23 protein-coding genes are annotated in these 24,561 nt (G+C 76.4%); 18 read left to right on the plus strand and 5 right to left on the minus strand.

From position 1 onward, the window contains the following. Nucleotide 1: 1 nt before the first annotated feature. The 14 genes from ftsW to WDZ17_RS04225 all read left to right on the plus strand — a co-directional run bounded on the left by ftsW (nt 2) and on the right by WDZ17_RS04225 (nt 16,436). Nucleotides 2-1,420: a putative lipid II flippase FtsW gene (gene ftsW / locus WDZ17_RS04160; protein WP_339573864.1), complete on the plus strand. Its 1,419-nt coding sequence runs from the start codon at nt 2-4 to the stop codon at nt 1,418-1,420. Next, the gene (gene murG / locus WDZ17_RS04165) at nt 1,417-2,532 is read left to right on the plus strand and encodes an undecaprenyldiphospho-muramoylpentapeptide beta-N-acetylglucosaminyltransferase (protein WP_339573865.1); all 1,116 of its coding nucleotides are present in this window, start codon (nt 1,417-1,419) and stop codon (nt 2,530-2,532) included. Before ftsW ends, murG begins: the two co-directional genes overlap by 4 nt. A gap of 47 nt (nt 2,533-2,579) precedes the next feature. Continuing rightward, complete coding sequence (murC, locus tag WDZ17_RS04170; RefSeq protein ID WP_422631819.1) at nt 2,580-4,064, plus strand: UDP-N-acetylmuramate--L-alanine ligase; 1,485 nt, start codon at nt 2,580-2,582, stop codon at nt 4,062-4,064. Nucleotides 4,065-4,414: 350 nt separating this feature from the next. Continuing rightward, on the plus strand, nt 4,415-5,146 hold the full coding sequence (locus tag WDZ17_RS04175; protein ID WP_339573867.1) for a cell division protein FtsQ/DivIB: 732 nt from the start codon (nt 4,415-4,417) through the stop codon (nt 5,144-5,146). 401 nt (nt 5,147-5,547) lie between these two features. Further along, entirely contained in the window at nt 5,548-6,897 is a 1,350-nt protein-coding gene (gene ftsZ, locus WDZ17_RS04180; RefSeq protein ID WP_339573868.1) for a cell division protein FtsZ, read from the plus strand. A gap of 11 nt (nt 6,898-6,908) precedes the next feature. Next, nucleotides 6,909-7,757 carry a purine nucleoside phosphorylase YfiH/LACC1 family protein gene (locus tag WDZ17_RS04185; protein ID WP_339573869.1) on the plus strand — a complete coding sequence of 283 codons (849 nt, stop codon included), beginning with the start codon at nt 6,909-6,911 and terminating at the stop codon, nt 7,755-7,757. 230 nt (nt 7,758-7,987) lie between these two features. Then, nucleotides 7,988-8,689, plus strand: a complete 702-nt coding sequence (locus WDZ17_RS04190; protein ID WP_339573870.1) for a YggS family pyridoxal phosphate enzyme — start codon at nt 7,988-7,990, stop codon at nt 8,687-8,689. A gap of 137 nt (nt 8,690-8,826) precedes the next feature. Continuing rightward, a complete protein-coding gene (locus WDZ17_RS04195; protein WP_339573871.1) occupies nt 8,827-9,387 on the plus strand; it encodes a cell division protein SepF in 561 nt (186 codons plus the stop codon). A 7-nt stretch (nt 9,388-9,394) separates the two neighbouring features. Next, nucleotides 9,395-9,685, plus strand: coding sequence for a YggT family protein (locus WDZ17_RS04200; protein WP_339573872.1), 291 nt, complete (start codon nt 9,395-9,397; stop codon nt 9,683-9,685). Between the two features lie 127 nt (nt 9,686-9,812). Beyond that, nucleotides 9,813-10,562: a DivIVA domain-containing protein gene (locus WDZ17_RS04205; protein ID WP_339573873.1), complete on the plus strand. Its 750-nt coding sequence runs from the start codon at nt 9,813-9,815 to the stop codon at nt 10,560-10,562. A 92-nt stretch (nt 10,563-10,654) separates the two neighbouring features. Beyond that, complete coding sequence (lspA, locus tag WDZ17_RS04210) at nt 10,655-11,221, plus strand: signal peptidase II (RefSeq protein WP_339573874.1); 567 nt, start codon at nt 10,655-10,657, stop codon at nt 11,219-11,221. 10 nt (nt 11,222-11,231) lie between these two features. Further along, on the plus strand, nt 11,232-12,137 hold the full coding sequence (locus WDZ17_RS04215; RefSeq protein WP_339573875.1) for an RluA family pseudouridine synthase: 906 nt from the start codon (nt 11,232-11,234) through the stop codon (nt 12,135-12,137). Between the two features lie 121 nt (nt 12,138-12,258). Next, nucleotides 12,259-15,816 carry a DNA polymerase III subunit alpha gene (gene dnaE, locus WDZ17_RS04220; RefSeq protein ID WP_339573876.1) on the plus strand — a complete coding sequence of 1,186 codons (3,558 nt, stop codon included), beginning with the start codon at nt 12,259-12,261 and terminating at the stop codon, nt 15,814-15,816. Between the two features lie 32 nt (nt 15,817-15,848). Then, a complete protein-coding gene (locus WDZ17_RS04225) occupies nt 15,849-16,436 on the plus strand; it encodes a hypothetical protein (RefSeq protein WP_339573877.1) in 588 nt (195 codons plus the stop codon). A gap of 40 nt (nt 16,437-16,476) precedes the next feature. Here WDZ17_RS04225 and WDZ17_RS04230 read toward each other — a convergent pair whose 3' ends face one another. Continuing rightward, a complete protein-coding gene (locus WDZ17_RS04230) occupies nt 16,477-17,133 on the minus strand; it encodes an LON peptidase substrate-binding domain-containing protein (RefSeq protein WP_339573878.1) in 657 nt (218 codons plus the stop codon). Between the two features lie 123 nt (nt 17,134-17,256). Here WDZ17_RS04230 and hisD point away from each other — a divergent pair, with 123 nt between their 5' ends. Genes hisD through WDZ17_RS04250 form a run of 4 tightly spaced genes read left to right on the plus strand, consistent with a single transcriptional unit; the run spans nt 17,257 to nt 21,274 of the window. Then, a complete protein-coding gene (gene hisD, locus WDZ17_RS04235; protein ID WP_339573879.1) occupies nt 17,257-18,582 on the plus strand; it encodes a histidinol dehydrogenase in 1,326 nt (441 codons plus the stop codon). Beyond that, complete coding sequence (locus tag WDZ17_RS04240) at nt 18,579-19,781, plus strand: histidinol-phosphate transaminase (protein WP_339573880.1); 1,203 nt, start codon at nt 18,579-18,581, stop codon at nt 19,779-19,781. Before hisD ends, WDZ17_RS04240 begins: the two co-directional genes overlap by 4 nt. Nucleotides 19,782-19,835: 54 nt before the next feature. Continuing rightward, entirely contained in the window at nt 19,836-20,492 is a 657-nt protein-coding gene (gene hisB / locus WDZ17_RS04245; RefSeq protein WP_339573881.1) for an imidazoleglycerol-phosphate dehydratase HisB, read from the plus strand. Nucleotides 20,493-20,521: 29 nt separating this feature from the next. After that, on the plus strand, nt 20,522-21,274 hold the full coding sequence (locus WDZ17_RS04250; protein ID WP_339573882.1) for a hypothetical protein: 753 nt from the start codon (nt 20,522-20,524) through the stop codon (nt 21,272-21,274). 323 nt (nt 21,275-21,597) lie between these two features. Here the strand turns inward: WDZ17_RS04250 and WDZ17_RS04255 are convergent, their stop codons facing one another. The 4 genes from WDZ17_RS04255 to WDZ17_RS04270 all read right to left on the minus strand — a co-directional run bounded on the left by WDZ17_RS04255 (nt 21,598) and on the right by WDZ17_RS04270 (nt 24,029). After that, entirely contained in the window at nt 21,598-22,032 is a 435-nt protein-coding gene (locus WDZ17_RS04255; protein WP_339573883.1) for a type II toxin-antitoxin system VapC family toxin, read from the minus strand. Nucleotides 22,033-22,148: 116 nt separating this feature from the next. Further along, complete coding sequence (locus WDZ17_RS04260; RefSeq protein ID WP_339573884.1) at nt 22,149-22,436, minus strand: hypothetical protein; 288 nt, start codon at nt 22,434-22,436, stop codon at nt 22,149-22,151. A gap of 150 nt (nt 22,437-22,586) precedes the next feature. Beyond that, on the minus strand, nt 22,587-22,958 hold the full coding sequence (locus WDZ17_RS04265; protein ID WP_339573885.1) for a VOC family protein: 372 nt from the start codon (nt 22,956-22,958) through the stop codon (nt 22,587-22,589). Nucleotides 22,959-23,726: 768 nt separating this feature from the next. Further along, a complete protein-coding gene (locus WDZ17_RS04270; RefSeq protein ID WP_339573886.1) occupies nt 23,727-24,029 on the minus strand; it encodes a hypothetical protein in 303 nt (100 codons plus the stop codon). Nucleotides 24,030-24,561: the final 532 nt, after the last annotated feature.

Below are 24,561 nucleotides of genomic sequence, written 5' to 3' on the forward strand. Positions count from 1 at the left end.
CGTGGCGCGGACCCCCGCCCCCGGCCGCCGCGACCTGCGCGCCGGGGCGCCCGGTGACCGCCGCGGCGGTGCGACGGGCCTGCTGCCCGGGCGCACCGGCGCGGCGGGCTCGCACCCCGTGCCGCCCCCGGGCCCCCGCGGGCGTGCCGCCTCGGCGCGCGAGGGGCTCGGCCGTGCCGGTGACGTGCTCACGGGCTGGCTCGCCCGGGCCGACACCCCGGCCACGAGCTTCTACCTGCTCTCGGCGACGACGGGCGTGCTGGTCGTCCTGGGGCTCGTCATGGTGCTCTCCAGCTCCAGCGTCGAGTCCCTCGAGGCGGGGCGCTCCCCCTTCGCGCAGTTCACCAGCCAGCTCCTGTTCGCCGTGCTCGGCGTCCCGCTCGCCTACGCGGCCTCGCGCATGCCCGTGCGCGCGTGGAAGGCGCTGGCGTGGCCGGCCGTCGGCCTGGCCGCGGTGCTCCAGCTCGTCGTCCTCGTCGCCGGCGACGAGGTCGGGGGCAACCGGAACTGGATCCGGGTCGGCGGCCTGTCGTTGCAGCCGGCGGAGTTCGCCAAGCTCGCCCTGGCCGTCTGGCTCGCCGCGGTGCTCGTCCGCAAGGCGCGGCTGCTGCGCGACTGGCGGCACGTCGCCGTCCCCGTGGTCCCCGTCGCCGGCGGGGTGCTCGGGCTCATCCTGCTCGGCCGCGACCTCGGCACGGGCATGGTGGTGATGCTCGTCGTCGTCGCCGCGCTGTGGGTCGGCGGCGTGCCGTTGAGGACGCTGCTCGCCCCGGGGGCCGCGCTCGTCGGCGTCGTCGCGCTGCTCGTCGTGACCAGCCCGAACCGGATGGGGCGGATCGGCGACTTCCTGTCGGGGGACTGCGACGTCCAGGCGGGGTGCTACCAGTCCGCCCACGGCCTGGCGGCGCTCGCCGGCGGCGGGGTCACCGGCCTGGGGCTCGGGTCGAGCCGGGAGAAGTGGTCCTACCTGCCCGAGGCGCACAACGACTACATCTTCGCGATCATCGGCGAGGAGCTCGGCCTCGCGGGCACGCTGCTGGTGCTCGGCCTGTTCGCGGCCCTCGCGGTGGGCTGCATGCGCGTGATCCGTCGGCACGACGACCCCTTCGCCAAGATCGCCACGGCGGGGGTGATGGCCTGGGTCGTGGGCCAGGCGCTCGTCAACATGGCCGTCGTGCTGGGCCTCGTCCCGACCATCGGCGTCCCCCTGCCCCTCGTCAGCGCCGGGGGCTCCGCCCTCGTCGCCACGCTCCTCGCCCTCGGGGTCGTGCTGTCCTTCGCGCGCACCGAGCCCGGTGCCCCCGACCTGCTGGCGGCGCGCGCCGGCGTCGTGCGCCGGTCCCTCGTCGTCGCGGCCTCCCCGCTCGCCGGGCGCGGCCGCCGGTCCGGACGGCCGCCCCGGCGCCGGGGGGCCCCGTGAGCGCGGGACCTGCGGACGGGCCCGCCGTGCTCCTCGCGGGCGGCGGGACGGCGGGGCACGTGAACCCGATGCTCGCGCTGGCGGACGCGCTGCGCCGCCGCCACCCCGGCTGCTCGCTGCTCGCGCTGGGCACGGCCGAGGGGCTCGAGTCCCGCCTCGTGCCCGCTCGCGGCTACGAGCTCGCGCTCGTCCCGCGGGTGCCGCTGCCGCGGCGTCCTTCCGGCGCGCTCCTGGCCCTGCCGGGGCGCCTCGCCGCCGCGGTCGCCGCCGCCGACGCCGCCATCGACCGCTGCGGCCCCGACGGTGCCGACGTCGTCGTGGGGATGGGCGGCTACGTCGCCGTGCCCGCCTACCTCGCGGCCCGTCGACGCGGGGTGCCGGTCGTCGTGCACGAGCAGAACGCGCGGCCGGGCGTCGCCAACCGGCTGGGCGCCCGCCTGACGTCCCACGTGGCCACGACCTTCCCCGGCACCCCGCTGCGGCACGCCGTCCGCGTCGGGCTGCCGATGGCGCCGGCCGTGGCCCACCTGGACCGCGCGGCGCTGCGGGCCGCCGGGCGCGAGCACTTCGGGCTGGAGCCCGGTCGACCCACGCTGCTCGTCGTCGGCGGCTCGCTGGGCGCCCAGCGGCTCAACGCGGCCGTCGAGGGCGCGTGGCCGGACCTCGCGGCGGCGGGCGTCCAGGTGCTGCACCTGTCGGGCGCGGGCAAGCCCGTGCGGACCGCCGCGGCGGTCGGCGGCCCCGTGCACCGCGTCCTGGAGTACACCGACCGCATGGACCTGGCGTACGCGGCGGCCGACGCGGCGCTGTGCCGGTCCGGGGCGGGGACGGTCTGCGAGGTCAGCGCGGTCGGGCTGCCAGCCGCCTTCGTCCCCCTGCCCGTCGGCAACGGCGAGCAGCGACGCAACGCGGCCGACGTCGTCGACGCCGGGGGCGCCCTGCTCGTGGCGGACGGCGACCTGGACGCCGCCTGGCTGCGCACGCACCTGCTGCCGGTGCTCACCGACGACGCCCGCCGGGCCGCCATGGCCGCGGCGGCCCAGGCCAGCGCCGTCCGCGACGCCGACGAGCGGCTGGCCGACCTCGTGCTCGCCGCGGCGGGGCGCTCGTGAGCGCCCGCGCCGACGGGGGGCCGGCCGAGCCGCGCCGCCCGGCCCCGCTGCGCGACCCCATGACCGGGGGCGAGGTCCCGCTGGCGTTCGACGTCGACGAGCCGGTCCCCCCGGCGGCGGGGCTCGGCGGCGTCCACTGCGTGGGGGTCGGCGGGGTGGGCATGTCCGGGATCGCCCGCGTGCTGCTCGCGCGCGGCCTGCCCGTCAGCGGCAGCGACGCCAAGGACGTGCCCGTCCTCGCGGCCCTGCGCGCGGTCGGCGGCCGGGTCGCCCCCGGCTTCGACCCCGGACGGCTCGAGGGCGCGGGCACGGTGGTCGCCTCCTCGGCGATCCGGTGGGACAACCCGGAGCTGGTCGCCGCGCGGGAGCGCGGCCTGCGCGTCCTGCACCGCTCGCAGGGGCTGCAGGCGCTCATGGCCGACCGCCGCGCCGTCGCGGTCGCGGGCACGAACGGCAAGACGACGACGACGTCGATGCTCGTCGTCGCCCTCCAGCACGCGGGCCTCGACCCCTCCTTCGCGGTGGGCGGCGAGCTCACGGGGGCGGGGACGAATGCGCACGACGGGACGGGGGACCTCTTCGTGGCGGAGGCCGACGAGTCGGACGCCTCCTTCCTCGTCTACTCGCCCGAGCTGTCCGTCGTCACCAACGTCCAGCCGGACCACCTCGACCACTACGGGGACGCCGCCGCCGTCGAGCGCGCCTTCTCCGCCTTCGCCGGGCGCGTGCGACCCGGCGGGGTGCTGGTGGTCTGCGCGGACGACCCGGGCGCGGCCCGCCTCGCCGACGCCGTCACCGCCGCCGGCGGGCGCGAGCCGGGGCGCTGGCCGCGCGTCGTCACCTACGGCCTGGCCCCCTCCGCCGACGTCCGGCTCGTCGACCTGGCCCCGTACGGCGGCCGGATCTCGTTCGGTCTCGTCGACACCGCGGCGGGGGAGGGCGCCGTCCCCGTCCGCCTCGCCGTCCCGGGCGTGCACAACGCCCTCGACGCGGCGGCGGCGTACACGGCGGCGACCCGCCTCGGCGTCCTGCCGCGGGTGGCGGTCGACGGGCTGGAGCGCTTCACGGGCACCCGACGCCGCTTCGAGGCACGGGGGGTCGCCGCCGGTGTCCGGGTCTTCGACGACTACGCCCACAACCCCGCCAAGGTCGCGGCGGCGGTGCAGACCGGCCGCCAGGTCGCGGGGGACGGGCGTCTCGTCGTCGTGTTCCAGCCGCACCTGTACAGCCGGACGCTCGACTTCGCGGCGGAGTTCGGGGCGGCGCTGGGCGCGGCCGACGACGTGCTCGTCATGGACGTCTACGCGGCGCGGGAGGACCCGGTGCCGGGCGTCACCGGGGCGCTCGTCGCGGGCGCGGTCCCCCTGGCGGCGGAGCACGTCGCCTACGTCCCCTCCTGGGGCGACGTCGCGCAGGCGGCGACCGAGCGCGTCCGTCCCGGCGACCTCGTGCTCACCGTCGGCGCCGGCGACGTGACCATGGTCGCCGGCGAGGTGCTCGCCCGGCTCGAGCGACGGGCGGCCGCGGCGTGAGCCGCCGCCCGGTGGCGCCGCGCGTGCGCCCCGCGCCGCCACGTCCACCGGCGCCGCGCGGGCCCGCGGACCGCCCCCGCGAGGGGTCCGGTCCCGCGGACGACGCCGGGCCGTCCTCGGCCTCCGGCACGTCCTCGGCCTCCGGCACGTCCTCGGCCTCCGGCACGTCGGGGACCCCCGGCGCAGGGGAGGTCCTCGCGGCAGGCGCCGGCCGCGGCCCCGCGGCGCCCGGGCGACCGCGCGCCGACCGGCCCGAGCACGAGCGGCCCGAGCACGACCGGCCGGGTCCCCCCACGGCGGTGCACCTCCGGCGGCGCTCCGGCAGCCGGCCGGTGGACCGGTCGCCGGACATGCTGGGCAGCTCGACCGGGTCCGCCCGCCGCTTCGCCGAGCGCGCCCGGCGGCACCGGCGCGCCGCGCTGAGCCCCGTGCTCGCCGGGCTCGCCGTCCTCGTCCTCGTGGCCGCGGGGGCCTGGGTGCTGCTCGCCTCGCCCCTGCTCGTCGTCCGCGACGTCGCGGTCCTCGGCCTCGACCGGCTCGACCGGGCCGCGGTCGACGAGGTCGTCGACCCGTCGCTGGGCGTGCCCCTGGCGCGCGTGGACGCGCACGGCCTGGAGGAGCAGCTCGAGGCGCTGCCCCTCGTGGACTCGGCCGTCGTCGCGCGGGTGTGGCCCTCCGACCTCGAGGTGAGGGTCGTCGAGCGGGTCCCCGTCGCCGCGCTGCCGGTCCCCGGCGGGTACGACGTCGTCGACCGCAGCGCCACCACGGTGATGTCCACGCCGGAGCCGCCGTCCGACGTCCCGGTGGTCCAGGTCGACCTGTCCACCGCGGGGGAGGGGACGGTCGAGGCCGTCACCCGCGTCCTCGACGAGCTCCCCCCGGAGCTGCGGGAGCAGGTCGCGACCGCCGGCGGGACGAGCCGGGACGGGGTCGTGCTCGAGCTGCGCGACGGCGCGCGCGTCGTCTGGGGCGGTGCGGGCAGCACCCCGCTGAAGGCCGAGGTGCTCACGTCCCTGCTGCCGCGCGCCGCCGCCGTCTACGACGTCAGCGCCCCCGGCTGGCCCGTCACGCGGGACGCCTGACCGGACCGGGCGCCCCGGCGGAGGACCCGGTCGCTCCCGGCGACGTCGGCCACCCGAGCCCGAGGGTGGGGGTCCGGCTCGACGTGGTGCCGGCCCGACGTGGTGCCCGTGCGACGTGGTGCCCAGGTGACCTGGTGCCGTCGCGACGCGGTGCCGGTAGCCACCGCGGCGCACGCGCGGGGCGAGCGACGCGGCCCGGGCGCCGGCGGTGTCGGCGTGTCCCGGCGCGTCCCGGCGCGGCGGTCGACAACGGCGACGCGCGGCACCTACGGTTCACCCATCACGGACCTGACATAACTCTCACCCTCAACCTGAGGCTGAAACCTCGGCCAGGACCACCCGGCACCTCCCGGTGCCCAGCGCAGCAGCACACCTCAGGACTCCAGCGAAGGGCTCGCCTCGTGGCATCACCGCAGAACTACCTCGCCGTCATCAAGGTCGTCGGCATCGGCGGCGGCGGGGTCAACGCCGTGAACCGCATGATCGAGGTCGGCCTCAAGGGGGTCGAGTTCATCGCGGTCAACACGGACGCCCAGGCGCTGCTCATGTCGGACGCGGACGTCAAGCTCGACGTGGGCCGCGAGCTGACGCGCGGCCTCGGCGCCGGCGCCGACCCCGAGGTCGGGCGCCGCGCCGCGGAGGACCACGCCGAGGAGATCGAGGAGGCGCTGCGCGGCGCCGACATGGTCTTCGTCACGGCGGGCGAGGGCGGCGGGACCGGGACCGGGGGGGCGCCGGTCGTGGCCCGCATCGCCCGCGAGCAGGGCGCCCTCACCATCGGCGTCGTCACCCGGCCGTTCACCTTCGAGGGGCGGCGCCGGGCCAACCAGGCCGACAGCGGCATCGAGAGCCTCCGCGAGGAGGTCGACACCCTCATCGTCATCCCCAACGACCGGCTGCTGTCCATCAGCGACCGCGCCGTGAGCATGCTCGACGCCTTCCGCTCCGCCGACCAGGTGCTGCTGTCCGGCGTGCAGGGCATCACCGACCTCATCACGACGCCGGGCCTCATCAACCTCGACTTCGCCGACGTGAAGAGCGTCATGCAGGGGGCCGGCAGCGCCCTCATGGGCATCGGCTCCGCCCGCGGTGACGACCGGGCCGTGCTCGCGTCCGAGGCCGCCATCTCCTCCCCGCTGCTCGAGGCGAGCATCGACGGCGCCCACGGGGTGCTGCTGTCCATCCAGGGCGGCTCCGACCTGGGGCTCTTCGAGATCAACGAGGCCGCCCGCCTGGTGCAGGAGGCGGCGCACCCCGAGGCCAACATCATCTTCGGCGCGGTCATCGACGACGCGTTGGGCGACGAGGTGCGCGTCACCGTCATCGCCGCCGGCTTCGACGGGGGCACGCCCTCGCGCCGCCGCGACGAGCGCGGTGCGACGCAGGCCCCGCCGGCGCGCCAGCAGCCCGCCCGCGGCTCGGTCCCGCCGCCGCAGCAGCCCGCCCCCGCGGGCGGCGACGACGTGAGCTCCCCCTGGGGCGGGGCCCCGGCCGGCGGCGGCTCGTCGCAGGGCGCGGGAGCCTCCTCCGGAGCGGGCGCCCAGGGCGGGGCGTCGCAGGGCGGGGCGTCCCAGGGCGACGCGTCGCAGGGCGGGGCGTCCCGGGGCGGCTCGGCGCAGGGCGGTGACGGGCCGGACGACCAGCGCGATAGCCGCCAGGGCCGTCCCGAGCCGCTCGAGCCCGGGCCCGCCTGGGGCCGCGGCTCCCGCGCCTCGGACGACGACCTCGACGTGCCGGACTTCCTGCGCTGACCACCGCCGGCGTGACCCCGACCCCCGGCCCCGACCCCGGACGAGACGCGGCGGGGGCCGGGGGTCGAGGTCTGCTCCCGTGGAGCCGCGCCCTGCCCGACGGCCGCGGGGGGACCGGCGCCGTCCTCGCGCACACCACCCGTGCGGGCGGGGGGTGGTCGCCGTCGCCGGCGCCCGGTGCGCCCGCGGTCGGGCCCTACGACGGGCTCGACCTCGCGCTGCACGTCGGTGACGACCCCGTCGCCGTGCGGGCCGCCCGCCGGGCGCTCGCCGCCGACCTCGCCCCCCGGGGCGTCCGGGAGGTCCAGCACCTGCAGCAGGTGCACGGCGCCGACGTCGCCGTGCTGCGCGCCGAGCGTCTGCGAACCGCGGGACGCGGGGACCTGCCCGCCGTCGACGCCGCCGTCACCGACGTCCCGGGCCTGGCCCTCGTGGTGCTCGTCGCCGACTGCGTGCCCGTGCTGCTCGCGGACGCGGGCGCCGGGGTCGTCGGCGTCGCCCACGCGGGCCGGCGCGGAGCCGTCGCCGGGACGGCGCTGCGTGCCCTCGAGGCGATGCGCGACCTCGGCGCCCGCGACGTGGTCGCCGTGCTGGGGCCCAGCATCTGCGGGCGCTGCTACGAGGTGCCGCCGGGGCTGCGCGACGAGGTCGCCGCGGTGTCCCCGGTCGCGGCGACGACCACGTGGGACGGGCGCCCGGCCGTGGACGTCGCCGCGCTCGTGCTCGAGCAGCTGAGCGGGGCGGGCGCCCGCGTCGAGCAGCTCCCGGGGTGCACCGCCGAGCGCGCCGACCTGTGGTCCTACCGCCGCGACGGGGCGGCGAGCGGACGCCTCGCCGGGCTGGCCTGGGTGCCGGCGTGACGCCGGGGCGGGGCCCCGCTCCCGACGAGGGTTCCGACGGGGGGCCCGACGAGGCCCGCGACCGGGCTCGCGACCGGGCTCTCGACCGGGCTCTCGACCGGGCTCTCGACCGGGGGCCGTCGGCCGCCGGCCGCCGGGACGAGCTCCGTCGCGGCCTGGAGCGGCTGGACGAGCGGGTGGGGGCGGCGTGCGCCGCGGCCGGTCGTGACCCGGCGGGGGTGCGCGTCGTCGTGACGACGAAGACGTGGCCCGCCTCCGACGTCGTGCACCTCGCGGCGCTGGGCGTCCGGGACGTCGGGGAGGCCCGCGAGCAGGAGGCGAGGGCCAAGCGCTCCGAGGTCGCCGCCGCCGGGTGGGCCGACGACGTGGAGGACCCCGGCGTGGAGGACCCCGGCGTGGAGGACCCCGGCGAGGGGGACCTCGGCCCGGAGGACCGGGGGACGGGACGTCCGGCCCCCGGGCTGCGCTGGCACTTCCTCGGCCGGCTGCAGCGCAACAAGGCCGCCGCGGTCGCCGGCTGGGCCGCCCTCGTGCACTCCTGCGACGGCGACCGCCTCGCCGACGCCCTGGCGCGGGGCGCGGAGCGCGCGGGCCGGGTCCTGCCCGTCCTGGTGCAGGTGGACCTCCAGGACGGCGTCGACCCGCGTCGGGGCGGGGTCCCGCCGGCGGACGTGCGGGCGCTGGCCGACCGCGTCGCCGCGCACCCGGCGCTGCGGCTGGACGGCCTCATGGCCGTGGCGCCGCAGGGACCTGACCCGGCCCGCCCCTTCGCCCGCCTCGCGGCCCTCGCGCAGGACCTCCGGGGCGACCACCCCGGGGCGTCCGTGCTGTCGGCGGGCATGAGCGGCGACCTCGAGCAGGCCGTGGCGGCGGGGGCGACGCACCTGCGTGTCGGGCGCGCCGTCCTCGGGGAGCGCCCGCCGCTCCGGTAGCGTCCGGCCCCGGACAGGTCGCCGGGCGGGCGACCCGGGTCGCGGGTCGCCCGGCACCGGGCCGGCACGCGGGGCGAGCGCCGCGCCGGCACGACGGCCACGCGAGGACACCGCACAGGCGGCATCGAGGGAGCGACATGGCAGGCGCGCTGCGCAGGACGATGGTCTACCTGGGCCTCGCCGAGGAGGACCCCCGCGACGACGAGCTCGAGGGCTACGAGGACGAGGACCGTCGCGGCGCCGTGCGGGGGCAGGACCGCCAGGCGGACGCGGGCGAGCCGCGGGCCGACCGCGAGCAGAGGTCCGAGCCGAGGGCCGACCACCGCGGCGGCGAGCACCGCGCCGCCGTCACGCCGATCACCCGGGAGCGCTCCATGTCACGCGTCGTGCCCGAGCCGCTGGGGGGCGACCTCAGCCGCATCACGACCATCCACCCGCGCAGCTACAACGAGGCGAAGGCCATCGGCGAGAGCTTCCGCGAGTCCGTCCCGGTGATCATGAACCTCACGGACATGGACGACGCGGACGCCAAGCGTCTCGTCGACTTCTCCGCCGGGCTGGTGTTCGGGCTCCGCGGCTCGATCGAGCGGGTCACGAGCAAGGTCTTCCTGCTCTCCCCGGCGCACGTGGAGGTCACCGCCGAGCAGGCCGGCCCGCCGCGGACGGGGACCTCGAGCTCGTTCTTCAACCAGAGCTAGGGGCTCCGTGTCGGCGATCTTCTCCCTCCTGTCGCTGCTCGTCCTGCTCTACATCGTCGTCCTGCTCGGCCGCCTCGTCCTCGACTGGGTCCAGCTGCTGGCCCGGGACTGGCACCCGTCGGGCGTCGTCCTCGTCCTCGCCGAGGGCGTGTACTCGCTCACCGACCCCCCGCTGCGGGCGCTGCGGCGCGTCATCCGCCCGATCCGCATCGGGCAGGTCCAGCTGGACCTGGCCTTCGTCGTGCTCCTCCTCGGGCTGAGCATCCTGCGCAACGTCCTCGGCTCCCTCGCCCGCTGACCACCCCGCCGCGCGCCCGGTCGCCCGGTCACCCCGGTGCGGTCCGGGGCGGCGCCGGGGGTCCGCTACCGTCGCCCGTGGCCTCGCGGTCGCGGGCCGCCAGACCCGACGTCCGAGGTGGAAGCGCATGGCCCTGACCCCCGAGTCCGTGGCGAGCAGGAAGTTCCCCGTCACGAGGTTCCGCGACGGGTACGACCAGAGCGAGGTCGACGACTTCCTCGACGAGGTCGTGAGCGAGCTGAGGCGCCTGACCGGCGAGAATGACGACCTGCGCGAGCAGCTGGCCGCCGCGGAGCGGCGTGCCGGTGACGGCGCCACGGCGACGCCGGGCGCGGACGACGGCGCGGCCCCCTCCGACGCGGCACCGGTCACGGCGGCCGCGACCCCCGCTGCCGCCGAGCCGGTGGAGCCCGCGGGGCCCGGGGCCTCGTCCGACCAGACGCGCGCGGCCTCCGTTCCCGCCCAGGCGGGTCCCGTCGACGACGAGGGGGCCGCGGCTCCCGTCTCCGCCGGCAGCGCCGCCGGGGTGCTCGCCCTCGCGCAGCGCCTGCACGACGAGCACGTCCGCGCCGGCGAGGAGGAGCGCGACCGCCTGGTCGGCGACGCGCGCACGGAGGCCGAGCGCCTGGTGAGCCAGGCCCAGGAGACCGAGCGCACCACGCTGGCGTCCCTGGAGGAGCGGCGCACCGACGAGCTGGGCGCCCTGGAGCGGGAGCGGGGCCTCCTCGAGCGCAAGATCGACGAGCTGCGCGGCTTCGAGCGCGAGTACCGCTCGCGCCTGCGGGCCTACCTCGAGGGCCAGCTGAAGGACCTCGACGGCACCGCCGCGGTCGTGCCCGGCGCCGACGCCGCGTCCGCCACGGGCGGCCGCAGCTGACCGCAGACCGACCGGCCGACGGCGGGACGGCGCCCGCGCCGGGCACCGTCGCGCCCCGCCGCCGCCACCGCCTCGTCGCCGCCCTGGTCGCCGTGGTGGCCGTCGTCTACGGCCTGGACCAGCTGACGAAGGCCCTCGCCGTCGCGCGGCTGCAGCCGGGCGACCCCGTCCCGCTCGTGCCCGGCGTCCTCGACCTCTACCTCCTGTACAACCCCGGGGCCGCCTTCTCGCTGGCCACGGGGCTGACGTGGGTGCTGACGGTGGTCGCCGTCGGCGTCGTCGTGGCCGTGGTCCTCGTCGCCCGCCGGATCGGGTCCCGCGGCTGGGTGGCGGCGCTGGGCCTGCTCCTCGGCGGCGCCCTGGGCAACCTCACCGACCGGCTGCTCCGGGAACCGGGCTTCGCGCAGGGGCACGTCGTGGACTTCCTGCGCCTGCCCCGCTGGCCGGTGTTCAACCTCGCCGACGCGGCGATCGTGGTCGGTGCCGTGCTCGTCGTCGTCCTCACCTTCCGGGGGGTCGGCGTCGACGGCACGCGCGAGCGACGCGGGGAGGGCGACGGCGAGGGCGACGGCGCCCCCGCCGTCCCCGAGGACGCGCGCGCCCGGCGGGCGGACGACGAGGAGCGCGGTGCGGACGGCGAGGGGGGCTCCCGTGGGTGAGGTCCGCTCCATGCCGGTGCCGGACGGGCTCGTCGGGCAGCGGGTCGACGCCGCGCTGGCCCGCCTGCTCGGCCTCTCGCGCTCCCGCGCGGCCGAGGTCGTCGCCGCGGGCGGCGTCCGGGTCGACGGCCGCGAGGTCGTCAAGGCCGACCGGCTCGAGGGTGGCGGCTGGCTGGAGGTCGAGCTCCCCGACCCGCCCTCGCCCCCGACGGTCGTCGCCGAGCCGGTGCCGGGCATGCGCGTCGTCCACGACGACGACGACCTCGTCGTCGTCGACAAGCCGGTCGGCGTCGCCGCGCACCCCAGCCCCGGCTGGAGCGGCCCCACCGTCGTCGGCGGTCTCGCCGGGGCCGGCTACCGCATCGCCACCTCGGGCGCGGCGGAGCGTCAGGGCGTCGTCCACCGCCTCGACGTGGGCACGTCCGGGCTCATGGTCGTCGCCAAGAGCGAGCGCGCGTACTCGGCCCTCAAGCAGGCCTTCCGCGAGCGGACGGTCGACAAGACCTACCATGCCCTCGTCCAGGGCCACCCGGACCCGACGGCCGGGACGATCGACGCGCCCGTCGGCCGCCACCCCACGGCCGACCACCGCTTCGCGGTCGTGGAGGGCGGTCGCCCGAGCGTCACGCACTACACGACGCTCGAGGCCCACCGCGCGGCGACGCTGCTCGAGGTCCACCTGGAGACCGGACGGACGCACCAGATCCGCGTCCACGTCTCGGCGCTGCGCCACCCCTGCGTCGGCGACCTCGCCTACGGCGCCGACCCCGTGCTCGCCGACCGCCTCGGCCTGCGGCGCCAGTGGCTGCACGCCGTCGGGCTCGGCTTCACCCACCCCGGCACGGGGCTGCCGCTGGTCGTGGAGAGCAGCTACCCCGCCGACCTCGCCGAGGCCCTCGAGCGCCTGCGCGCCTGACCGGCAGCCCGTCCGTGGTCGGTGGTCCGACGTACGCTCGACCCTGCCGCCGCACCGCCGGGCGGAGCACCCCGCACCCTTGCGCGCCCCCCGCCGGGCGCGCCGCCTGGAGGCCCCCCGCATGCCCTCGCCCTCCGCCCCCTCGGCCGCCGCGAAGGACCAGTTCGTCCACCTCCACGTCCACACCGAGTACTCGATGCTCGACGGCGCGGCCCGGGTCGACGACCTCATGGCGGAGGCCGCGCGGCTGGGGATGCCGGCGCTCGCGACCACCGACCACGGCTTCGTCTTCGGGGCCTACGACTTCTGGCGGGCGGGTCAGAAGCACGGCGTGAAGCCGATCATCGGGCTGGAGGCGTACGTCGCGCCCGGCACCCACCGCGGGGACCGCACCCGCGTGAAGTGGGGGGCGCAGGGCACCTCCAGCCGCGACGACGTCTCCGGCGGCGGCGCCTTCACGCACATGACGATGCTCGCCGAGAGCACCGGCGGGATGCAGAACCTCTTCCGGCTCGCGTCGCGCGCGTCGCTGGAGGGGCACTTCTACAAGCCGCGGATGGACCGCGAGATCCTCGCCGAGCACTCCGGCGGGCTGATCGCGACGACGGGCTGCCCGTCCTCGGAGGTGCAGACCCGGCTGCGGCTCGGCCAGTACCGCGAGGCGGTGCAGGCGGCGAGCGACTTCCGCGACATCTTCGGCGCGGAGAACTACTACTGCGAGCTCATGGACCACGGGCTCGAGATCGAGCGCCGCACCCGCGAGGACCTCCTGCGTCTCGCCAAGGACCTGTCCCTGCCGCTGGTGGCCACCAACGACCTGCACTACACCCGGCCCGAGGACGCGACGGCGCACGCGGCGCTGCTGTGCGTCCAGTCCGGCTCGACGCTGGCGGACCCCGCCCGCTTCAAGTTCGACGCCGAGGACTTCTACCTCAAGAGCGCCGCGGAGATGCGTCGGACGTGGGCGGAGCTGCCGCAGGCGTGCGACGCGACGCTGGAGATCGCCGAGCGCTGCGACGTCCGCTTCACCGAGGGCAACGGCACCTACATGCCCCGCTTCCCCGTGCCCGAGGGGCACACGGAGCAGTCCTGGTTCGTGGAGGAGGTGCAGCGCGGGCTGCACCGCCGCTACCCGGGCGGGATCCCGCCGGAGTCCCAGGCGCAGGCGGACTTCGAGTGCCAGGTCATCGCGCAGATGGGCTTCCCGGGGTACTTCCTCGTCGTCGCCGACTTCATCACCTGGTCCAAGGAGAACGGCATCCGGGTCGGGCCGGGCCGTGGTTCCGGCGCGGGCTCGATGGCCGCGTACGCCATGCGCATCACGGACCTCGACCCGCTGCAGCACGGGCTCATCTTCGAGCGCTTCCTCAACCCCGAGCGCGTCTCGATGCCCGACTTCGACGTCGACTTCGACGAGCGCCGTCGCGGCGAGGTCATCCGGTACGTCACGGAGAAGTACGGCGACGACCGCGTCGCGATGATCGTCACCTACGGCACCATCAAGGCCAAGCAGGCGCTCAAGGACTCCTCCCGCGTCCTCGGGTACCCCTTCGCCATGGGGGAGCGGCTGACGAAGGCGATGCCGCCCGCCGTCATGGGCAAGGACATCCCGCTGGCCGGCATCTTCGACCCCGAGCACAAGCGCTACGCGGAGGCCGAGGAGTTCCGGCAGCTGCACGCCGGCGACGCGGACGCGCAGAAGGTCGTCGACACCGCGCGGGGTCTCGAGGGGCTCAAGCGCCAGTGGGGGGTGCACGCGGCCGGCGTCATCATGTCGAGCGAGCCGCTCGTGGACGTCATCCCCATCATGCGGCGCGAGCAGGACGGCGCCGTCATCACGCAGTTCGACTACCCGACCTGCGAGGGCCTCGGCCTGATCAAGATGGACTTCCTGGGGCTGCGCAACCTCACGGTCCTCGACGACGCGCTGAAGAACATCGTCACCAACGGCGGCGAGCCGGTCGACCTGGACGAGCTGACCCTCGACGACCCGAGGACCTTCGAGCTCCTCCAGCGCGGGGACACCCTCGGCGTCTTCCAGCTCGACGGCGGCCCCATGCGCTCGCTGCTGCGGATGATGAAGCCGGACGTCTTCGCCGACATCTCGGCCGTCGGCGCGCTCTACCGGCCCGGCCCCATGGGTGCCGGGTCCCACACGAACTACGCGCTGCGCAAGAACGGCCAGCAGGAGATCACCCCGATCCACCCCGAGCTGGCCGAGCCGCTCGCGGACGTCCTCGGCGAGACCTACGGCCTGATCGTGTACCAGGAGCAGGTCATGGCCATCGCGCAGACGCTGGCCGGGTACTCCCTGGGCAAGGCGGACCTGCTGCGGCGGGCGATGGGCAAGAAGAAGCGCGAGGTGCTCGACGCCGAGTACGTCGGCTTCCGCGACGGCATGGCGGCCAACGGCTACTCCGAGGCCGCCGTCAAGACGCTGTGGGACATCCTGCTGCCGTTCTCCGACTACGCCTTCAACAAGGCGCACTCCGCGGCCTACGGCGTGGTCTCGTACTGGACCGCGTACCTCAAGGCCAACCACCCGGCCGAGTACATGGCCGCGCTGCTCACCAGCGTGCGCGACGACAAGGACAAGTCCGCGCTGTACCTGGGCGAGTGCCGCCGCATGCGCATCACGGTGCTGCCGCCGGACGTCAACTCCTCGATCGGCACCTACGCGGCCGTGGGGACGGACATCCGCTTCGGCCTCGCGGCGATCCGCAACGTGGGGCAGAACGTCGTCGACGCGATCGTCGCGGCGCGCGAGGCCAAGGGCGCGTTCACCTCCTTCGAGGACTTCCTCCGCAAGGTCCCGGCCGTGGTGTGCAACAAGCGCACCATCGAGTCGCTCATCAAGGCGGGTGCCTTCGACTCCCTCGGCCACACCCGGGCCGGGCTCGCGGCCGTGCACGAGGTCTACGTGGACGCCGTCGTCGACGAGAAGCGCCAGGAGGCCATCGGCCAGGACTCGCTGTTCGGGGGGCTCGGGGACGACTCCGCCGTGCAGCTCGCGGCGCTGCCGCCGGTGGGGGACCACGAGTGGGACAAGCGCGAGCTCCTCGCGAGCGAGCGGGCGATGCTCGGGCTCTACGTCTCCGACCACCCGCTCTTCGGCCTCGAGCACGTGCTCGCCGCCTCGGCCGACTGCTCGATCTCCTCCTTCGTCACCGACGAGTCCCGCCGCGACGGCTCCACGGTGACCGTGGCGGGGATGGTCACGACCGTCACGCGCAAGATGACGAAGCAGGGCAGCGCGTGGGCGATCGCCACGGTCGAGGACCTGGAGGGGTCCGTCGAGGTGCTCTTCTTCCCCAAGACCTACGCCGAGGTCATGCACGAGCTGCGCGAGGACCTCGTCTGCGTGGTCCGCGGCCGGGTCAACCGCCGCGACGACGTCCCCACGATCTACGCCTCGGAGATGTCGGTCCCCGACACGTCCCAGCCGTCCGGCGGCCCGCTCGTCATCGAGATGGCCACGAGCCGCTGCACGCCGCCGCGGGTGGAGAAGCTCAAGGACGTGCTCCTGCTGCACGCCGGCGGCACCGAGGTGCACCTGCGCCTGCGGACGTCGCCGGAGCGGGCCACGCTCATGCGCCTCGACCCGGGGCTCAAGGTGACGCCGTCGCCGTCGCTGTACGGCGACCTCAAGGCGCTGCTCGGCTCGACGTGCCTCGGGTGAGCGGGATGCCTCGGGGGAGCGGGGTGCTGCGCGTGAGCGGGTCGGGGCGACCCGGCACGGGAGGGCCGGCGGACGGCGGGGCGGACCGGGCTCCTGGCGCCCGTCGCGCACGGGTCGTCGCGCGCGGGGTCGTCGGCGCCCTCCTGCTCGTGGTCGCCGCCGTGCTCGCCTGGTGGCTGCTGGCCCCGCAGCCGCCCGTCGTCACGGACGGGACGCAGCGGGTCTCCCCGGGTCTGCCCGAGCTGGCCGCCGCCCAGGACGGCGTCTTCGTCCTCGTGACGGCGGTGGCCGGCCTGCTCACCGGGTGGGGCGTGGTGCGTGCGGGACCGACCGCCCCGCGCGTCGTCGTCGTGGTCCTCCTGTCGGCCGCCAGGGCGTGGCTCACCTCCGTGGCGGGCTCGGCGCTGGGGAGCCTGGTGGCGGGCCCGCGACGGTCGCCGGCGCTGCCCGACGGCGTGACGGACCAGCTCGCGCAGGGCGTCGCCGTCGCGCCCTCCCGCCTGCTCCTGTCCTCGGACGTCGCGATCGCGGTGTGGCCGCTGCTGGCGACGCTCGTCGTCACGGCCGTGCTCGTCGGTCGGCTGCTGCGCGCGCCGACCCCGGCGGCGGAGGCCGGCTGACCGACCTGTCGGTCCGCCTGTCAGTCCGGGGCGGAGCCCGTCAGTTGGGGGTGAGGAAGGACAGGTCCGGCGTGGTCTGCGGCAGCGCCCGGGTCGCGTCGACGAGGACCTCCTCGCGGGCCAGCAGGTGCTGGGCCGCCTCGAGGCGGGAGACGGCGTCGGGCAGCTCCAGCAGGGCCTGGCGCTCCGGGAGGGCGAGCACCATGCCCGCGGTGACGAGGTAGGACAGGACGCGGGGCGAGGTCACCCCCACCGGCTCGTCCGAGCCGCCGAGCCGGGCGCGGTAGGTCGCGAAGGCGGTCGCGACGCGCAGCGCCAGCGCGGCAGCGCGGCCGGGGTCGCCCTCCGGGTCCTCCATGGGCGACACCAGCCCCGTCGCCCAGGGCGTGCCGGCCGTGCCGTCCACCTCGTGCAGGCGGAAGCGCAGCGCGCCGCTCGTCACGAGCTCGAACCGGCCGTCGTCCAGGGGCGAGAGCTCCCGCACCACGGCCGTGCAGCCGACGGCGTGCAGCGCGCCGGCGCCCTCGCGGACGTCCCGGCCGGGCCGCAGCGCGACGACGCCGAAGACGCGGCGCTCCTCCGGCTGCTCGAGCAGGTGGCGGCAGAGCGCGCGGTAGCGGGGCTCGAAGGCGGTGAGCGGCAGCACGAGGCCCGGCACGAGCACCGTGGGCAGGGGGAACAGCGGCAGCGGCTGCACGACGGCGACCCTACGGGGGCCCCCGGTCGGCGCCCGGGCACGGCCCGCACCGGGGCGACCGCCCGCGGCGGCTCCGGGGCCGACCCTCGTGGGCGGGGCAGGTGCCGCCCCTACGATCGGGGGGTGATCCGACGCCTGGACCTGCGAGGACGCGCGCTGCACGCCCGCGAGCTGCGCGGGACGCTGCCCCGCGCCGAGGCCGACGTCGAGAAGGCCCTCGCGGTGGTCCGGCCGGTGGTCGAGCAGGTGCGCACCGGCGGGGCGGGCGCGCTGCGCGACCTCGCCGAGCGCTTCGACGGCGTGCGCCCCGAGCACCTGCGCGTCCCGGCGGAGGCGCTCGCGCGGGCGCTGCTGCAGCTGGACCCGGCGGTGCGCGCGGCGCTGGAGGAGAGCGTCCGACGGGCCCGCCGCGTCCACGCCGACCAGCGCCGTCGGCCGACGACGACGCAGGTCGTGCCGGGCGGCACGGTGACCGAGCGCTGGGTCCCGGTCGCGCGCGTCGGGCTGTACGCGCCGGGCGGCGTCGCGGTCTACCCGAGCAGCGTCGTCATGAACGTCGTGCCGGCGCAGGAGGCCGGCGTCGCCGAGCTCGTCGTCGTGAGCCCGCCCCAGCGCGAGCACGGCGGGCTGCCGCACCCGACCGTGCTCGCGGCGTGCGCGATGCTCGGTGTCGAGGAGGTCTACGCGGTCGGGGGGGCCCAGGCCGTCGCGATGCTCGCGCTCGGCGCCTCCGAGGAGGACGGCAGCGTGCTGTGCGCGCCGGTCGACATGGTCACCGGCCCGGGCAACCGGTACGTCGCCGCCGCCAAGCGGCTCCTGCGCGGCGTCGTCGGGATCGACGCCGAGGCCGGGCCCACCGAGGTCATGGTGCTCGCCGACGACGGGGCCGACGCCGTGCTCGTGGCGGCGGACATGGTCAGCCAGGCCGAGCACGACGACGTGGCCGCGGCCGTCCTCGTGACGACGTCGCCGGCCCTGGCCGACCGCGTCGAGGTCGAGCTCGAGCGCCAGGTGCCCGCGACGAAGCACGCCGAGCGGGTGCGCACCGCGCTCGCCGGCCCGCAGTCCGCGCTCGTGCTCGTCGACGACGAGGAGGGGCTGCTCGCGGTGGCCGACGGCTACGGGGCCGAGCACCTCGAGGTGCAGACGGTCGACGCCGCGGGCCTGGCGGCGCGGGTGCGCAGCGCCGGGGCGGTCTTCGTCGGCCCGTCCTCGCCGGTCTCGCTGGGGGACTACTGCGCGGGCTCGAACCACGTGCTGCCCACCGGGGGGACCTCGCGGTTCTCCGGGGGGCTGTCCGTGCAGACCTTCCTGCGTGGCGTGCACGTCGTGGAGTACTCGGCGGCCGCGCTCGCCGAGGTCGCCCCGCACGTCGTCGCCCTGGCCGAGGCCGAGGACCTGCCCGCCCACGGGCAGGCGATCACGGCGCGCACGGGCGGCGGGGCATGAACGGGGACGCGGGCGCGGGGGTCACCGACCCCGTCGCGCAGCAGCCGGCCGGCCCGGAGGAGGGCGCGGGGGACGTCACGGACGGGCCGCTGGGGCTGGCCGACCTGCCCCTGCGCCCGGAGCTGCGCGGGGTGGAGCCCTACGGCGCGCCGCAGCTGGACGTCCCCGTGCTCCTCAACGTCAACGAGAACCCCGTGCCGCCGTCGGCGGCCGTCGCCCGCGAGATGGGCGAGGCGGTGGCGGCTGCGGCGCGGGGGCTCAACCGCTACCCCGACCGGGAGTTCCTCGACCTGCGCGCCGACCTCGCCGACTTCCTCGCCCTGGAGTCCGGCGTCCGGCTCCCACCGGAGCAGGTGTGGGCGGCCAACGGCTCCAACGAGGTCATGCTGCAGGTGCTGCAGGCCTTCGGCGGTCACGGGCGAACGGCGGTGTCCTTCGCGCCGACGTACTCGATGTACCCCGAGTACGCCCGCGACACCGGGACCCGATGGGTCACCGGCCGCCGCGAGGACGACTTCACGGTCGACCCCAGCGCGGCCGCGGCGCTCGTCGAGGCCGAGCAGCCGTCGGTCGTCCTGCTCGCCTCGCCCAACAACCCGACGGGCACGGCGCTGCCGGCGGCCGTCGTCGAGGCCGTGCTCGCGGTGGCGCCGGGCGTCGTCGTCGTCGACGAGGCGTACGCGGAGTTCCGCCGGGCGGGCGTGCCGAGCGCCCTGGAGCTGCTGGCGGACCACCCGCGCCTGGCCGTGAGCCGGACGATGAGCAAGGCCTTCAGCCTCGCGGGCGCCCGGGTGGGCTACCTCGCGTCCTCGCCCGCCGTCGTCGACGCGCTGCGCGTCGTCCGGCTGCCGTACCACCTCTCGGCCGTCACCCAGGCCGTCGCCCGGGTGGCTCTGCGGCACTCCGCGGAGCTCCTGCGCGGCGTCGCCGACCTGCGGGCCGAGCGCGACGACCTCGTCGCGTGGCTGCGCGACCTCGGCCTCGAGGTGGCCGACAGCGACGCCAACTTCGTCCTCTTCGGACGCCTCGCCGACCGGCACGCCGCCTGGCAGGGTCTGCTCGACCGCGGCGTCCTGATCCGCGAGACCGGCCCCGACGGGTGGCTCCGCGTCTCCGTGGGGACGCCGGAGGAGACCGCCCGCTTCCGGGGCGCCCTCGCCGACGTGCTCGCCGGCCCCGCCGGCGCCCGCGCCTGCTGACCCGGGCCCGCTGGCCCCGCGACCGCCCCGCCCGACGACCCACCGGAGACCCGCATGAGCGAGACCGACGGCGCCGCAGCCGCTCCCGACGACCGCCCGGTACGGCGCGCCCGCGTCGAGCGCCGCACGAGCGAGTCGTCCGTCGTCGTCGAGGTGGACCTCGACGGCACGGGGGAGTCGCGGATCAGCACGGGCGTGGGCTTCTACGACCACATGCTCACGGCGCTCGCGCGCCACAGCCTCGTGGACCTCGTCGTCGAGGCCGAGGGCGACCTGCACATCGACGCCCACCACACGGTCGAGGACGTCGCCATCTGCCTCGGGCAGGCCTTCCGGCAGGCGATGGGCGACAAGCGCGGCCTCGTGCGCTTCGGCGACGCGACGGTGCCGCTCGACGAGGCGCTCGTGCAGGCCGTCGTCGACGTCTCCGGTCGCCCCTACTGCGTGCACTCGGGCGAGCCCGCGGGGCAGGAGCACGTGCTCATCGGTGGCGGCCCGGGGAACACCCCCTACCTGGGATCGCTGACCCGGCACGTGATGGAGTCCTTCGCCTTCCACGCCCACATCGGCCTGCACGTGCGGGTCCTCGCCGGGCGCGACGCGCACCACGTCGTCGAGACGCAGTTCAAGGCGGTCGCCCGGGCGCTGCGGACGGCGCTCGCGCACGACCCCCGCGTGACCGGGGTGCCCAGCACCAAGGGCGCGCTCTGAACGACGGGACGGGCGACGGGGCGGGCGCCGTGGGGGAGGGCGCGGCGGGCGAGCGTGTCGTCGTCGTGGTCCCCGTCGTCGACGTCCGCCGTCTCGCCGGCGTCCTCGCGCTGTCCGGGGTGGAGGCCGACGTCGCCCCGCTGCCCGGCCGCGGGTGCCTCGTCGCGCTGCCGGAGGCCCCCGACGCGGCCGACCGGGGGCGCGGAGGGCGGGGGAGCGGCGAGGAGGGCGAGCAGGAGGACCTCGCCGCCGGCGTCTCGCGGGCGCTGCGCTCGACCGTCGTCCTCGCCCTGCGGTGCGACGTCGGCGCCGCCGGGAGCGGCTCGGTCCGCGTCGAGCGGTGGGAGCGGGGCGAGCGGGTGCACGGCGCCGACGTCGAGCGCTCGCCGGGCCTGGTGCTCGCCGGCCTGCCCGGGGACGCCGAGCGGGTCGTCCACGGCTCCGCGCGGGTCGCCGACCTCGACGGCGCCACGACCAGCGTCGGTCTCGGGCGGCTCGAGGCGGCGCGCCTGGCCGCTGGCCGCGACCGCGGGGGCCGTGGGCCGGACGCCGCGCCGCCCACACCCCGCACTTCGTGGCTCGTGCCCGCGGTCCTCGCCGGCGCCGGCCTGCTCGTGCTGCTGCTCGAGGCCGTCCAGCTGCTCCTCGGCGGCGGCTCGGCGCTCGTGGCCGCCGTCGGGTTCCTCGCCGTCGTCGTCGGCACGTCGACCGCGCTGCGCCGGCGCGCCGCGGCCCGCGAGGGCGGAGGGTCCGTCGGGACGCCGGAGCCGCCGCCGCGGTGAGCCCGACCATGCCGTCCCACCCGTGCTGTCGACGACGGCGGCGTGACCGACCGTGCGGGCCACCGGCCCTGCGGGCCGCTGGGGACGCGCCGGACCTGTCCACTCTCCGGGTCCGTGTCCACGCCGTGTCCGCGTTCTCCGATGCGAGTCCACAGCGGAGCGGAGCAGGCACATGGCACCACCGCACGAGGTGGAGACGCTCCCTGGGCGGTGTCCGTCCCCGTCGCCCGCCGGCGCGGCCGTCACCGCCCACGGACGCTGACGGTGGAACCGCGTGACCGTCCGCCCGTCATCGTCCTCCGGGCCGGAGGCAGCGCCTGGTGCTAGGGAGCCCCGGGGCCTGGCGTGACCGTCAGGAGGGAGCAGGCGATGGGGGCGCCGGAGCGCTCGATCCTGGTGTCGGCGGTCATCAGCGTGGTCCCGAGGCGCTTCGCTGCGGCGACGTAGAGGCCGTCGGCGTAGCGCAAGGAACCCTTCGAGAGGTGCCAGGCTCGTCGGACGTCGCCCCACGGAGTCGCATGGATGGTGATGCCGAAGCCTTCGGCGTCGTGGAGCGCCTGTGCGACGTCGTCGGGCTGGAACGGGTGGCTCGGACGGTTGGCCGCCGCGCGCAACCCGGAGAGCACCTCGAACGCGAGGTGACCGGGCGAGCTCATCTGCTCGGCTGCTGGCTGTCGGGCCAGCGCGGCGCGAGCTGCCGCGCCGCGCGGGCCGGGGTCGGCGACGGCGTCGATGACGACCGAGGCGTCGACGATCACGAGGGGCGGTCACCGTCGTCGCGGACGGCCAGCTCCTCGGCTCGGCCCTCGTGGTCGTCGGTGAGGGTGTCCAGCACCGCCCGCCTGTCCTCCTCGCCGNACCGAGGCGTCGACGATCACGAGGGGCGGTCACCGTCGTCGCGGACGGCCAGCTCCTCGGCTCGGCCCTCGTGGTCGTCGGTGAGGGTGTCCAGCACCGCCCGCCTGTCCTCCTCGCCGACCGGGGGCCGGTCGTGCAGCCTCTCGTCGAGGGCGGCGAGGGTCTGCTGACGACGGAGGTAGGTCGCCTGCGCCTGGACGGTGCTGCGCAGGTAGCTCTGCAGCGAGACGCCCGTCCTGGCCGCGGTGGACCGGATCAGGTCGAGGTCGTCGCCAGGGACGTCGCGGATGAGCACGTCGGACATGCGCCGGACGCTAGCACTCTTGCTATCACCGTCGTCGACGGATGCGACGTGAGCTCAGATGGACGCTGCTACGCGGCAGGATCGCGCGTCGGACGGCCGGGCTCTCCGCAGGGGGGAGGGGGCGCCGCGGAGCGGCCGGGTTGACGACCCTCATCCGGACGTCGTGATGCGCCAGTAGTAGCCGGACGGATCCAGCAGGCGGAAGTCGACCAGGCCCCAGGGCCTCGTGGTCAGCTCCTCCTCCAGCGGCCAGCCCGCGGCGACGACCTGACCGTGGGCAGCGGTCAGGTCGGCGACCTCGAGGACGAGCTCGACGCCGGTCGGCGGACGCCGAGGCGCCACGTCGACCACGTCATCGCGGCGGGCCAACCCGAGCCGCACCGGGCCGCGGCTCAACGCGACGTAGGGCGACGCCGACGAGCGCTCGTCCCGGTCGAGGTGGAAGCCGAGGACGTCGACGTAGAAGCGCACCGACGGGTCGAGGTCGTCGGGGAACAGCTCGCAGCGCAGCAGCTCGACCATCACCACAGGTTGTCAGGCAGAGCTGCGGCGGGTCGGTACGAGCGGCCGAGGACGGCGTCTCGGCGGGCCCGACGCCGTCCCGCAGGCGATCGGCGATGGGCGACCGGGACGGGCCAGGCCGGAAAGACCTTGCCCGACGAGGCCGAGCAGCCGAGCCTCAAGTCGACGGCCGCGTCGTCAAGGGCCTATGGGAACGCAGGCACTCAGACCCATCGCGGTGGAGTACCCCTCACGGGGTGAGCCGGTTCGAGTCCGGCATTCGGCGCGGCCGTCCTCCGCTCGGCGCCGGTGCAGCCACAGCCGCCCTGCTGCCGACCCTGTCAGGAGGCGCTGACGCCGGGGAGGCCGGGGCGACCTGGGACGTCGCCCCCGGGCAGGCTCTCGAGAGGGACTCGGCCTCCTTCACCGCCCTCGTCACCCGCCTGGGCTGCAACAGCGGGGTGACCGGAGAGGTTAACCCCCGCGCATCGAAGAGACGGACGACGTCGTCACCATCACCTTCACCGTCGGTCTCGGCTCGCCCGGGGCTGCCGACTGTCCCAGCAACGACGCTGTCCCCTACGAGATCGACCTGGGCAGCCCCCTTCAAGGACGCCTGCTCATCGACGGCGCCTGCGGGACCACAGAGGCCAGCACGACGACAGACTGCGACCCGGACGGCATCCAGTCCCCCAGCTGACGGCCTTGGGCGGGCATCGAGCTTCGCCCCTTCAGCGGAGGGGATCGTCTACTGGCTCCCTTCGCCAGCCGTCCGCGCCACGGGAGCCGTCACGCCTCTTCTCGGAGGTAAGCGTCAGCCTCCTCGCTCTCCAGCGGTACGTCATAACCGAGTGTGCGGGCGAAGAGGACGTGCTCGGCGGCCGGCTGCGCACGTGCCCAGGCAAGCACATCGCCCTTCGTGCCTGAGATCTCGGTGTAGCGGCGGTCGAACCAGACCGCTTCCCACTCGCCGGTGTCCTCGTCTCGGAGCACGTGGACGGTGCCGTGACCGGGTCGTGGTGGCTGGTCCCAGTCGTCGGGCAGCGGAGGCTTGTCGTCGTCGGGCAGGTAGTCGCGATACGGCGGCTGCACGGTTGGCCTTTCGTCGTCATCCCGAGGCGGGAGTCGGATGAGTGTCCACCGCACCAAGCACCCGGTCGTCACACACGGATGCAGCTGACGCCTCCGCCACCACCGGCTAGCCGACCGCACGCTGAGACCGCCCGAGGGCCTCGGCGACGCCAGCGCGCCCGGCCGTGCCACATCCGATCGCTGGCCGGACAGCGTCCCCCTGTCGATCCTCGACCGGACGTCACCTCGGGCGAAGGCCTGGGTTTGCCGCCGGTCAGGCGTGGAACCGAGAGTCACGCCTGCACGTCCAAGCGCCATGACGCACCGCGGCGGCCCTGATCAGTGGCCGGGTCGAGCTCGCGCTGCAGGCTTCGGTCGGCTCGGTGCCGTGCTGGTCGTCACGACGGCTCTGGTGGCCTGCGGCGACTCGACACCTGCTCCGCGAGACGACGGCCTCGCAGTCGCCTACGACGAGCCCACGGGAAGCGGCGGGGACAGCGCGATGCTCACCGGCGTCGTCGAGGACCTCGACGGCTGCCTGGTCGTGCGGCCG

It is taken from the genome of Pseudokineococcus basanitobsidens, assembly GCF_037482545.1.
Lineage (GTDB): Bacteria > Actinomycetota > Actinomycetes > Actinomycetales > Quadrisphaeraceae > Pseudokineococcus > Pseudokineococcus basanitobsidens.